We start from the raw sequence: 11,857 nt of genomic DNA on the forward strand, positions 1-11,857 counted from the left end.
CTCTCGTGTGTCCCTTATCTGTCGTGAAGGGCTTTACTGTTATTTGGGTTTATATGATTTAACTATTCGTTAATGACATCGTCAAACTTGAGCAGATGGCCGAGCTTTGCTTTCTTGGTGTGCAAGTAATTATTGTTGCTTTCGTTCGCATCCATCTGAATCGGAACACGCTCGACGACTTCAATACCGTAGCCTTCAAGGCCGCGAATCTTGCGCGGATTGTTCGTCATCAGGCGCATTTGGCGAACGCCGAGATCTTTCAAGATTTGAGCGCCAATGCCATACTCGCGCAGATCGGGAGCGAAGCCAAGTTTAATATTCGCATCAACCGTATCCAATCCCTGCTCCTGAAGCTGATATGCCTTCAATTTGTTAATAAGGCCAATTCCGCGTCCTTCTTGGCGCATATAGAGAAGCACGCCTTTGCCGGCTTCATCAATCTGGCGAAGCGCCGCTTCCAATTGTGGACCGCAATCGCAGCGGTGCGAGTGGAACACATCGCCGGTCAAGCACTCTGAGTGAACGCGGACAAGCGTTGGCTGCTCTGGATCGATATCGCCTTTGACAAGCGCGACATGCTCCTTATTATCCACTTCGTTCGTGTATGCAACCGCCCGGAATATCCCGAAGTCAGTCGGCATCTTCACATCGACGACGCGCTCTACGAGTTTCTCTTTCTCATTACGGTAATGGATCAGCTCTTGGATGGAGATGAGCTTGAGGCCATGCTTCGCTTTGAATTCGATCAAGTCAGGCAGCCGAGCCATCGTACCGTCTTCTTTGATGATCTCACAGATAACCGCAGCTGGTGTCGAGCCGCACATGCGTGCCAGATCAATTGCCGCTTCGGTATGACCAGCACGGCGCAGCACGCCGCCCTTCTTCGCAATAAGCGGGAAAATATGGCCAGGTCTGCGGAAGTCGTCAGCAGTCGTACGCGGATCGATTAATGCTTGAACCGTTTGCGAACGCTCAAACGCCGAGATGCCTGTCGAGGTCGAGACATGATCGACGGAGACCGTGAACGCCGTACCGTGATAGTCGGTGTTGCGCTGTACCATCGGCGGCAAATCCAGCTCCTCCGCCCGTTCTTGCGTGATTGGCACGCACACCAGCCCACGCGCTTCCGATATCATGAAGTTGATCACTTCCGGCGTCGCTTTGCTCGCCAGAGCGATCAAATCGCCTTCATTCTCACGGTCTTCGTCATCTACGACAATGACCGACTTGCCGAGTATCAAATCAGAGAGTGCTTCTTCAATCGTGTTAAATGCTTGCTTGCTCATTTCCCTCACACCCCTTATCGTTAGAAAAATCCGTTCTCAGCCAGGAACGCGGCCGTAATGCCGTTCTTTGCGGCCGGCTTGCTGCCTGCGTCCTGCGTGTCGCCGGCTCCCTTGAAATGGAGCAGATGATCGACGTACTTCCCAAGCACATCGCATTCGATATTAATGACGCTGCCCCCCTGCTTCCATTGAAGCGCGGTTTCGCGCAGCGTGTGCGGGATGATAGAGACCGAGAAACTATTATGATCCGCTCGAACGACGGTAAGGCTGATGCCATCAAGCGTAACTGAACCTTGCGGAATGACGTAGCGCATGAGCGCCGGATCATGCGGTCTGATCGTGTATACGACCGCGTTCACATCGTTCTCGCGGGAGACGACAGCACCTGTGCCATCCGCATGTCCTTGTACGATATGCCCGCCGAATCGGCCGCCCGCCTGCATCGCCCGCTCAAGATTCACCCGTTCGCCGGGACGCATATCTCTAAGGTTCGTATGGCGGTACGTCTGCGGCATCACATCGACGGTAAAAGCATTCGAGTTTAGCTCAGTCACCGTTAAGCAAACGCCATTAACGGAAATACTGTCGCCGATTGCTGCATCCGTAAGGATATGCGAAGCTTCAATGGCTAGCACCATCGCCTCGCCTTGCTTGTATGTCCGTTTCAGTGTACCGATTTCTTCAATAAGTCCTGTAAACATGTCGCGTTTCCCCCTCTCCCTTCGCTGTAGTTTGGGGTTTGTCAGCTTTAGCTGCGAGCTTCATAGGCTGGATAGCCGCTAAGCATGAAGTCTTGACCGACCCGCTCCACCTGCATATCCTTGAATGTTATCGCATCAGCCATGAGCTCGAAGCCTTGAAAATCAAATACGCCTGTCGCCTCGGCACCGCCGATCACCTTAGGAGCGATGAACAGCACCAGCTTATCGATGAGGCCTTGCTCAAGCATTGCCCCGTTCAGCTTGCCGCCGCCTTCGAGCAGAATCGAGCCGATCTCGCGCTCGCCAAGCTTCCGCATCGCTTCCTTCAGATCGACCCTGCCTCCGCTGCCGCATGCGATCACTTCAGCGCCAGCCGCTTCAAGTGCAGCCTGCCGCTCAGCGTCCGCACCATCAACAGTGAGCACGATGACCGGCGCAGTGCGGTCCTGGAGCAGCCGCGATTCAAGCGGCAAGCGCAGCTTCGAATCAACGACGATACGCGCCGGATGTACGGCTGGCACGCTTAGCCTTGTTGTCAGCTCCGGATCATCTGCCAGCGCAGTTTCCACGCCGACCATAATGCCCATGTGTTGGTGCCGGAGCGTATGCGTTACCGCCCTCGCTTCCGGCCCGCTCACATAGCGGCTGTCGCCTGTCTTCGCAGCGAGCTTGCCGTCCAGCGTCATTGCCGACTTCATCGTCACGAACGGAATCCGAGTCACAATGTACTTGTTGAACATCTCGTTCATACGCAGCGACTCTTCCTCGTGCAGCCCGACGACCACTTCAATGCCGGCTTCGCGCAACCTTGTTATGCCTCTGCCTGCCACCTGCGGATTCGGATCCGTACAGGCGACGACAACCCGCTTCGCCCGCGCTTCGATTAACCGCTCGCAGCATGGCGGCGTCCGCCCGTGATGACTGCACGGCTCCAGCGTGACATATACCGTCGCGCCTTCTGCCTGATCGCCCGCCATCCTAAGCGCATGCACTTCGGCGTGCCCTTCACCGCGGCGAAGGTGAGCGCCAAGCCCAACGATTCGGCCATCCTTGACGACAACACAGCCGACAATCGGATTAATATCTGTCTGACCTTTCGCTTTCTGCGCCATGTCTAAGGCAAGACGCATATACATCTCATCATTCAGCACTTCAATGGACATAACAAAAATCACCCCATGGCGAATAGCCAACGGGGTGATGGGTTTCAAGAAACATGAAAGGGACGAATTCGAAGACGCATTCAAACAAACTCAGCAACTATGTGAAAAAATGAACAAAGTTGGCGAGACATGAAAAAATGGAATTCGCGTAACGTCTCCTTCTCCCATCCAGACTATACTGTCGGTCCCGGATTTACACCAGGTCCACCGTTTTGCTTTGGACTACCTCCCCACAAAGGGTAGATCATCTGAAGCAACCCGGGTCACGGACTAACAAAGATTCTGGCTGCCACTCGTTTACGAATAGCACAGCCCTTTGATCACCGCCGGTTGGGAATTTCACCCGACCCCGAAGGAAAAAACGCAAATACTTTGAGGAAATGTTACCACTTACGCTTTGAAAAAGCAACTTGTTTTCACAAATGTGGGTTGAAGCACCTCTGCCTTGCTTCTCCGATCATAAAGAAAAACCCGCAGATGGCCATGTACGGCCATACTGCGGGCTATTCATTACGCGTCGAAAACTTCGACTTTTTCCATTTTGTCGCGGCCTTGGAGTGCATCAATATGCTCCATGCCTTGCGTCACTTTACCGAATACCGTGTGGCCGCCATCGAGATGCGGCTGTGGCGCGTACGTGATGTAGAACTGGCTGCCGCCTGTGTTACGGCCGGCATGTGCCATTGCTAATGCACCACGCTCATGTTTGTTCGGGTTGATCTCGCAATTAATTTGGTAGCCTGGGCCGCCTGTTCCTGTGCCGTTCGGGCAGCCGCCTTGAGCGACGAAACCAGGAATAACGCGATGGAATGTCAATCCGTTGTAGAAGCCAGAATTCGCAAGCTTCTCGAAGTTAGCTACCGTGTTTGGAGCATCCTGATCGTGAAGATCAATGTGGACTTCCGAACCGTTAGCCAGTGTAATCTTTGCTTTCTTTGCCATTGTGGAAAAGCCTCCTTGATTATTTAGCTGCAGACGCTTGCTGCATGCGTGCAGGGATAAGGTCGTTGCCGACGATATCATCCAGCGATTCGCGTTTTACAGCGAGGTCCGCTGCACCGTCTTTTACAAAGACAACTGCAGGGCGGCGAATGCGGTTATAGTTGCTCGCCATAGCATAATTGTACGCGCCTGTGCAGAATACAGCAAGTAAATCGCCGTTGTTCGCTTTAGGAAGCTCAATATCGATGATCAATTTGTCGCCGCTCTCGCAGCATTTGCCCGCAACTGTAACGTTTTCTTCAACTGGATCGTTCGCACGGTTCGCGAGAATTGCCTCGTATCTGGACTCATAGAGCGCTGGGCGCGGGTTGTCCGTCATACCGCCGTCAACCGCAATGTACTTACGTACGCCAGGGATATCTTTGCTTGTCCCCACCGTATACAACGTTGTACCTGCATCGCCGACCATGCTGCGGCCCGGTTCAACCCAAATCTCAGGAAGCGGGTAGCCTGCTGCCGAGAAGTTAGTCTTGATCGAATCCGTAATAGCTTTCACGTATTGCGAGATTGGCAGCGGAGTGTCGCCTTCCACGTAGCGGATACCGAAGCCGCCGCCAAGGTTGATAACGCGGAACAGAATGTTCAGTTCATCGCGTACTTGTACCGCGAAGCCGGCAACTTTATCAACCGCCATCACGAAGCCTTCAACTTCGAAGATCTGCGAGCCGATATGCGAGTGCACGCCAAGCAGCTCAAGGTTAGGCTGTGCAGCCGCTTCTTGAATGGCTTTGTACGCAGTGCCGTTGCCAACGTCGAAACCGAACTTGGAGTCTGTTTGGCCTGTGGAAATGTAGTCATGTGTATGTGCTTCTACGCCAGGCGTAATACGAAGCAGAATGTTTACTTTCTTGCCTTTGTCGCCCGCGAGAGCGTTCAGCAAGTAAAGCTCGTTGAAGTTGTCGACTACGAAGCAGCCGATGTTCGCGTCAAGCGCCATGTTAATTTCTTCAGGCGTCTTGTTGTTGCCATGGAAATGGATGCGTGCAGCAGGGAAGCCTGCTTTCAATGCTGTATAAAGCTCGCCGTCGGAAACGACATCAAGCGATAGATCTTCTTGTTCTGCAATCGAGCACATTGCCATGACGCTGAATGCTTTGCTTGCATATGCGACTTGGAATTTCAAGCCCGATGCGCGGAATGATTCTACATATTCGCGTGCACGTTGACGAACGAGAGCTTCGTCGACGATGTAAAGCGGTGTTCCGAATTGAGCCGCCAGTTCAGTTGTGTCACAACCGCCTATAACCAAATGACCTTGTGCGTTGATTTTGCTAGTACCGTGTAAATACATGTATTTCCCCTCCGAGTTCTCCTGGCTATACCCATAGTTAATGTTTGCACCATTTAACATCAGTATAGCGCATTCGCTCTATCCCCGAAATGGATAATTTCACATTTCATTTGCATTTTTTGCAGTGAGCCTCCGTTCACTGCTCCTCATTAGGCATTCGGTCACGCTGCTGCGGCTTCAAATAATTCGGCCTTGTACGGTTCGACAGCACCGGAACACGGATGAAAATGCTCATGAGCGCTTTGGCATCGAACGGAATAAAGGGCCACATGTACGGGCGGTTGAACGAGCGCATCAGCGACAAATAGATGACGAATAGCGTCGTAGCAATCATAAATCCCGGGACTTTGAAAAGTGCGACCGTCACAATGAGCAGCAGCCTGACGATCCGGTTGGCGAGTCCAAGCTCATAGCTCGGCGTAGCGAACATCCCTATTGCCGAGATCGCCATATAGAGCACAACCTCATTGACGAATAGCCCCGTCTTGACGGCAATATCGCCAATCAAGATTGCGGAGATCAAGGACATCGCAGTAACGAGCGGCGATGGCGTATGGATCGCGGCCATACGAAGCAAATCGACCCCGAACTCAGCGAGCAGGAACTGGGCAACCATAGGTATCTTGCCCGCCTCATGTGCTCCGATGAAGCTTAGTCCCGGCGGTTTGAGCTCCGGGCGCAGCGTGAACAGAAACCATAGCGGCAGGAGGAACAAGGACGCCATGATGCCAATAAAGCGAACCCAACGCAAATATGTGCCAATAAAAGGGGTCTGGCGGTTCTCCTCCGCATGCTGGATCAGATCAAAGAATGTCGCCGGCAGGATCATAACGCTCGGCGTCGTATCCACGAACAACGCGATATGGCCTTCCATTAAGTTAACCGCTACTGTATCGGGCCGTTCGGAATAACGGACTAGCGGATACGGATTCCAGCCGCGCTTCACCGTCGCTTCCTCCAGCTGCTTATCTGCGAGCGGAAGTCCATCCAGCTTGATCAGCCCTATTTTATCCTTGATCGACTTCAGCAACTCTTTATCAACGATGTCATCAATATATGCAATACAGATATCCGTTTGTGTACGGTCGCCGACCCGCATAATTTCGTAGCGGAGATGCTTGTCCCGCAGCCTGCGGCGCACTAAGGTGACGTTCGTCAGCATGGTCTCCACGAAGCCGTCGCGCGAACCGCGGACGACACGCTCAAGAGAAGGCTCCTCCGGATTACGGGCAGGGAATGTTTTGGCATCAATCAGAATCGCAGTCGATTCACCGTCAATGAACATGGCCGTACCGCCGGACATGACATTGGTCATCACATTATCCCAGTCCTGCTCCGCCACAACTTGAATCGCCGGGACATAAATATCGAAGAAGGAATGCAGCGCATCTGTGGATAGACTATCAGCATCCAGGAAGGTAAGACGCTTGAGAACCTCGGTCAGAATCGTGTCCTTCGCAAAGCCATTCATGAAGTAGAACGCGGTCCGCTTGTTTCCGAATGTCATCTCCCGCACGACGATATCGAAGCTAACTCTATATCCGACATCCTCCTCCAGCTTCGCGATGACATCATCAATGCTCGTCGGAATCGGCTTGACTTCTTTCTCTTGCTGCTTCTTCGGCTGTTTGTAGTGGCTAATAATCGGCTGCTCCGACTCATCGAATGGCGGTTCGGTGAACAGAATCTTACCTTGATCCTCTGCTCGATTCTCTACCACCTTCTCTGCACCCGCTCCTGGGCCCTCCGCTTTGTTCTCGCCATGCTCGTCATACCAGAATACGTGCACCGGCTTCTTGAACGGCTGGCCGGATTGGTCTTCCCCGTTCTTATCGCGATCAGTCATACGGTATCATCCTTTCATTGAAACGTTTCCTTCTGCTTACGATTCATCATCCAACCATTGAAACACGAGCCAATCAAACAGCGATCCGGTCACTTTCCCAAGCACCATCGCCATCACGAGACCGATCATATATCGGCTCAACCGCATCCGCTTCGCAAGAATCGGGAGCACATTCATCACCTCGGTCAGCGCGGCGCCGAGCATGCCGACGAATATGCCATCGAACGTTCCAATAACGGCAAGCGTCACTGTTCTTGGGAGCCATAGCCGCCATTCGAGAAAGTCAGCGAGCGACCAGAAGACAGCTCCGCTCATCACCGCGGTCTCGAACCAAATGGACTTGCGAAAAGCATAAGCAATCTGCGCGAGCCTTGGAATAATATCGAGCACAATCAAAAGCGCCACGAACGCGCTGCCGACGCCAAGCCCCCCGGCAAAGCCGAGCACAGCGACGAACAGATCGGCCGCGATCATCTTAACCATCGTCTATTCCCGCTTCCTGCTCTCGCTTATTCTGCTGCTGCTGTTGCGGCTCGCCCGGTTCGCTTTTCTTGCGCATCTCATCCGCGATGACGTAAGCGTTGACGTTCTCTTCATACATGTACAGCTCGACCTCTAGCGGATTCGGCTCTTCATTGAACCTTTTGCGGAACAAATGATTAAAGAACACCAGCATGCCAACGCCTATGCCGATCGAGTAAGGCACCTGGAACCATAACGGATGCTCGATCTTCCGGCCTGTAACCAGCTCTGTAATCCGGGTATGAACATCCTTCATATTGACATCTGTGTGAAAGTTCATGATCGCTAGCCCTGCCCCGAAGAACAGCAGCAGCCAAGCCAGCATGAGCACCCACAGGCGAGGCTTACGAGGCGCATCGGCGACAATGACGAGCACTTGCGGATCACCATACGAATCGACGACTGTCCCCGGTGCTGCGTCTCGGATCATCTTGACGATCTGGAGCAAATCGATAACGACCCGGTTGCCGTCCTGCTGCCGATGACGATGCAACACGAGCGATTCCATCTGCTTCTCAAGGGCGGAATCACTGGAAAATAAGCGGGCGGCCCGTCCGAGCGTCACATGCTCGCCTGGTCTGATTCCCACCCGTTTGCGCAGCCGCAAATAGAGACAGGATGGCTGGCCCTCATTCATCCACTCTCCCCCTTACTGTGTTCATTTCCTCGTTAGTATGATTAAAGGAGCGTCAGGATAATCAGAGCAAACGCAGCAAAAAAAGCCAAATCGCCCTTGATGGGCAACTTGGCTTTGGTTTGCATGCCGCAGCAGTCACTGCGCAATTTGGTTGCGAATGAGCTGCAATATTTTTTTCTCCAGCCGCGATACTTGCACTTGCGATATCCCGAGTCTTGCTGCGACCTCGGACTGGGTCTGATCACGGTAATAACGCAGGAAGACAATGAGCCGCTCCCGCTCCGACAAGCCGCCGATCGCCTCGTTCAGCGCGAGCTTATCGAACCAACGCTCCTGAGAGTCGTCAGCGATTTGATCCATCAGCGTAATCGGATCGCCGTCGTTCTCGAAAACGGTCTCGTGAATTGAAGTCGGCGGCTTATTCGCTTCCTGCGCGAAGACGACATCCTCCGGCGTAATGCCAAGCCGTTCCGCCACTTCTTTAATGGTCGGCAGTCTGCCAAGCACCTTGGACAGCTCGTCCTTCGTCTTGCGCACTTTATTCGCCGTTTCTTTCAGAGAGCGGCTGACTTTCAGCGTGCCATCGTCTCGCAGGAAGCGCTGGATCTCCCCGATAATCATCGGCACCGCATAGGTGGAGAACTTGACCTCATAGGACAAATCAAACTTATCGACTGACTTGAGCAGCCCGATGCAGCCGATCTGGAACAAATCCTCAGGCTCATAGCCTCGCCCCATAAACCGCTGGACGACGGACCACACGAGCCGGATATTGCATTGTACGAGCGTATCGCGCGACAGCGTATCTCCGGATTGACTAAGCGCTATTAACCGCTTTACTTCCGAATCATCCAAATAAGGCTGCGCCGTTTGTTTTATATTGACATCCATGCGGTCCAACCCCTATGCGCCTAATTAAAAAGCGCTTTTTTCGATTCGATGCGCTTCGTCATCGCAATGGACGTCCCATTGCCCGGCTGGCTGTGTACGTCGAAGCCGTCCATGAAGTTCTCCATAATGGTAAAGCCCATACCGGAGCGCTCCATCTCTGGCTTGGATGTATAGAGCGGCTGGCGCGCCAAGTCCAAATCTTCTATGCCGCGGCCTTGATCCTTGACGATAAGAGTTACCGTATCGCCATCAATCACACCTTCGATGGTAACCATGCCGCTTGGGTCGCTGTCGTAGCCATGGATGATCGCATTGGTTACCGCTTCGGAAATTGCTGTCTTCAGGTCGTTAAGTTCCTCCAGCGTCGGGTCCAGCTGGGAGACGAAAGCCGCTACTGCAACACGCGCAAACGCTTCATTCTCCGAACGGGCGGAGAACGTAAGTGTCATCTCATTTCTTCCGTTCATGAAACGACCTCCAAACTTGTGAGCGCGAGCCGCTCGTTATCGTGAATCGGCAATATTTTAAACAAACCTGACAGCTCGAACAGCCGGTGGACGCTTTGATTCACGTCACAGACGACCATCTTGCCGCCCTTGGCCTTCAGCTGTTTGTACCGGCCGAGAATGACGCCAAGTCCGGAGCTGTCCATAAACAGAAGTTCCTTCAAGCTCAGAATGACATGGGCGCTATTGCCGCGCAGAATCGCTTCCTCCATCTTGAACCGGACGACGTCCGCCGTATGATGGTCGAGCTCCCCACGCAGTCTGACAATGAGCACATTCCGGTAATGCTCCAATTCAACCTGCAGACTCATCTTGTTCACTCCTAATCTTAGTTTGCGTCGCATAGCGAGGATAGGTTAGTGTTGAACAAGCATTTCTACGTTTCGGCTGCCAATTCCTGCCCCCCGACAAAACTAGAAGAAGAGTGCTACGAGCAGACAAAATACGCTTAAACTCTGCAGATTTTGTATGCGAATGGTGCGATGTTGCTTAGGAGAACAGACTGCTGCAAGAACGTTTGAACAGCGTCCACCAGCCTGCCTTGTTCACGGACGCCGGTGAATCGACCGCAAACTCCGTCAGCACCTGATCGCCTTGGAAGACGATAAGCTTGCCGATCGGCTCATTGATCGTAACCGGCGCTTTGAGCGGATTCAGCTGCAGCTCGTAACGGATATCCTTCACGGAGCTGCCCTTCTTCAGCAGTACGCTGTAAGAATGCTTCGCTTTCAGCTCAATCGACGGCTGCACACCTTTTACAACTTGAACGTTACCCATCGTGTCGCCTTTTTTGAAGATTGTATGATTCATGTATTGAGCAAACGAGTAATCGAACATTTGAGACACTTCTGCATTGCGCGTCTTCGTGTTCGGCTCTCCCATAACGACGGCAATGACACGCAAATTGTCACGGCGTGCAGTCGCAGTGAGGCAGAATCTCGCTTCGTTCGTGAAGCCTGTCTTCAGACCGTCCGCACCTGAATAGAACCGTACCAGCTTGTTCGTATTCACGAGCCAGAATGGCTTCTCGCTCGACTTGCGGAGGTAATCCTGGTACATGCCTGTATACTTCGTAATTTCACTATGCTTGAGAAGCTCGCGCGACATGACGGCAATATCATGCGCAGACGAATAGTGCTCCGAGGCAGGCAAGCCATTGCAGTTGGCAAAATGGGTGTTCTTCAGCCCTAGCTCCTCTGCACGCTTGTTCATCATATCCACGAAAGCAGACTCCGTGCCTGCGATCTTCTCCGCCATTGCGACGGATGCGTCGTTGCCTGATGCGAGCGCGATGCCCTTCAACATCTCATCGACACTCATCTGCTCGCCCGGCTCGAGGAAAATCTGCGATCCGCCCATCGAAGCGGCATACTCGCTTGTCGCTACTTTATCCGTCAGCTTGATGCGGCCTTGATCGAGGGATTCCATGATGAGCAGCATCGTCATGACCTTCGTTATGCTCGCCGGCGGCAGTGCCGCATGGCTGTTCTTCTCATAAATAATCGTTCCGCTATCGGCATCCATTAGAATCGCCGATCGTGCGGACGGAGCCAAATCCGCGTTCGCGGACGGCGCCGCATTCGGTGCAGCCCCTTCTTTCGCCCAGCTTACTGCCGGTGCGGACAAAACCATCATCGCCGTTACGCTAATAACGAGCAGTTGCTTCCATTTGCTGTTCATTGGTTGTTCTCCTCCTGAATGGTAAGTCAAGCCGAGGCTCGGCTAAAATCTCCATTCCTATTGTGGACGAACAAAGGGGAAATTATTCCAGCGAGTTTGCTATAAAAGCGAAAACCTCTACGTTGAAGATAACCGCGCGGCTTTCGCATCGCAGTCGAATGTTCTTCCGATCGCTGTTGTACTTCGGAAACTCTTAACAATATTCAAATGTAATTTTCCAAGTACAAAGGCGACCGCTAACGCTTCTCCAGAATCATTCGACTGCTGCCGCCCCACGCTGGAATAATGAGATAAACAAAATGGCTATCCAGGCTGTATAGCCTGGATAGCCA

General features: G+C 52.8%; 12 protein-coding genes and 1 riboswitch. All 12 genes read right to left on the bottom strand.

What is annotated here, in order from left to right:
- Positions 1–62: 62 nt before the first annotated feature.
- Entirely contained in the window at positions 63–1,286 is a 1,224-nt protein-coding gene (locus tag AC0YNX_RS11630; protein WP_475815836.1) for a bifunctional 3,4-dihydroxy-2-butanone-4-phosphate synthase/GTP cyclohydrolase II, read from the bottom strand.
- Between the two features lie 20 nt (positions 1,287–1,306).
- The gene (gene ribE, locus AC0YNX_RS11635) at positions 1,307–1,987 is read right to left on the bottom strand and encodes a riboflavin synthase (protein WP_475815837.1); all 681 of its coding nucleotides are present in this window, start codon (positions 1,985–1,987) and stop codon (positions 1,307–1,309) included.
- Positions 1,988–2,034: 47 nt separating this feature from the next.
- On the bottom strand, positions 2,035–3,150 hold the full coding sequence (ribD, locus tag AC0YNX_RS11640) for a bifunctional diaminohydroxyphosphoribosylaminopyrimidine deaminase/5-amino-6-(5-phosphoribosylamino)uracil reductase RibD (RefSeq protein ID WP_475815838.1): 1,116 nt from the start codon (positions 3,148–3,150) through the stop codon (positions 2,035–2,037).
- Positions 3,151–3,302: 152 nt separating this feature from the next.
- A riboswitch (FMN riboswitch) is annotated at positions 3,303–3,511 on the bottom strand.
- A gap of 149 nt (positions 3,512–3,660) precedes the next feature.
- Positions 3,661–4,092, bottom strand: coding sequence for a peptidylprolyl isomerase (locus AC0YNX_RS11645; protein ID WP_475815839.1), 432 nt, complete (start codon positions 4,090–4,092; stop codon positions 3,661–3,663).
- A 19-nt stretch (positions 4,093–4,111) separates the two neighbouring features.
- A complete protein-coding gene (lysA, locus tag AC0YNX_RS11650) occupies positions 4,112–5,443 on the bottom strand; it encodes a diaminopimelate decarboxylase (protein WP_475815840.1) in 1,332 nt (443 codons plus the stop codon).
- A 136-nt stretch (positions 5,444–5,579) separates the two neighbouring features.
- Positions 5,580–7,289: a spore germination protein gene (locus AC0YNX_RS11655; protein ID WP_475815841.1), complete on the bottom strand. Its 1,710-nt coding sequence runs from the start codon at positions 7,287–7,289 to the stop codon at positions 5,580–5,582.
- 36 nt (positions 7,290–7,325) lie between these two features.
- A complete protein-coding gene (locus AC0YNX_RS11660) occupies positions 7,326–7,772 on the bottom strand; it encodes a stage V sporulation protein AB (RefSeq protein WP_475815842.1) in 447 nt (148 codons plus the stop codon).
- Entirely contained in the window at positions 7,765–8,448 is a 684-nt protein-coding gene (locus tag AC0YNX_RS11665) for a stage V sporulation protein AA (RefSeq protein ID WP_475815843.1), read from the bottom strand. Before AC0YNX_RS11665 ends, AC0YNX_RS11660 begins: the two co-directional genes overlap by 8 nt.
- Before the next feature lie 135 nt (positions 8,449–8,583).
- A complete protein-coding gene (gene sigF / locus AC0YNX_RS11670) occupies positions 8,584–9,339 on the bottom strand; it encodes an RNA polymerase sporulation sigma factor SigF (protein ID WP_475815844.1) in 756 nt (251 codons plus the stop codon).
- Between the two features lie 20 nt (positions 9,340–9,359).
- Complete coding sequence (spoIIAB, locus tag AC0YNX_RS11675) at positions 9,360–9,806, bottom strand: anti-sigma F factor (protein ID WP_475815845.1); 447 nt, start codon at positions 9,804–9,806, stop codon at positions 9,360–9,362.
- The gene (spoIIAA, locus tag AC0YNX_RS11680) at positions 9,803–10,156 is read right to left on the bottom strand and encodes an anti-sigma F factor antagonist (RefSeq protein ID WP_090573937.1); all 354 of its coding nucleotides are present in this window, start codon (positions 10,154–10,156) and stop codon (positions 9,803–9,805) included. Before spoIIAA ends, spoIIAB begins: the two co-directional genes overlap by 4 nt.
- Before the next feature lie 178 nt (positions 10,157–10,334).
- Entirely contained in the window at positions 10,335–11,525 is a 1,191-nt protein-coding gene (locus tag AC0YNX_RS11685; RefSeq protein WP_475815846.1) for a D-alanyl-D-alanine carboxypeptidase family protein, read from the bottom strand.
- Positions 11,526–11,857: the final 332 nt, after the last annotated feature.

The organism is Paenibacillus sp. J31R98 (assembly GCF_056269245.1).

Coding starts and splice junctions, on each gene's coding strand:
- spoIIAA (WP_090573937.1), bottom strand. CDS start 10,156: ATGAGTCTGCAGGTTGAATTGGAGCATTACCGGAATGTGCTCATTGTC.
- AC0YNX_RS11660 (WP_475815842.1), bottom strand. CDS start 7,772: ATGGTTAAGATGATCGCGGCCGATCTGTTCGTCGCTGTGCTCGGCTTT.
- lysA (WP_475815840.1), bottom strand. CDS start 5,443: ATGTATTTACACGGTACTAGCAAAATCAACGCACAAGGTCATTTGGTT.
- ribD (WP_475815838.1), bottom strand. CDS start 3,150: ATGTCCATTGAAGTGCTGAATGATGAGATGTATATGCGTCTTGCCTTA.
- sigF (WP_475815844.1), bottom strand. CDS start 9,339: ATGGATGTCAATATAAAACAAACGGCGCAGCCTTATTTGGATGATTCG.
- AC0YNX_RS11665 (WP_475815843.1), bottom strand. CDS start 8,448: ATGAATGAGGGCCAGCCATCCTGTCTCTATTTGCGGCTGCGCAAACGG.
- AC0YNX_RS11685 (WP_475815846.1), bottom strand. CDS start 11,525: ATGAACAGCAAATGGAAGCAACTGCTCGTTATTAGCGTAACGGCGATG.
- spoIIAB (WP_475815845.1), bottom strand. CDS start 9,806: ATGAACGGAAGAAATGAGATGACACTTACGTTCTCCGCCCGTTCGGAG.
- ribE (WP_475815837.1), bottom strand. CDS start 1,987: ATGTTTACAGGACTTATTGAAGAAATCGGTACACTGAAACGGACATAC.
- AC0YNX_RS11630 (WP_475815836.1), bottom strand. CDS start 1,286: ATGAGCAAGCAAGCATTTAACACGATTGAAGAAGCACTCTCTGATTTG.
- AC0YNX_RS11655 (WP_475815841.1), bottom strand. CDS start 7,289: ATGACTGATCGCGATAAGAACGGGGAAGACCAATCCGGCCAGCCGTTC.
- AC0YNX_RS11645 (WP_475815839.1), bottom strand. CDS start 4,092: ATGGCAAAGAAAGCAAAGATTACACTGGCTAACGGTTCGGAAGTCCAC.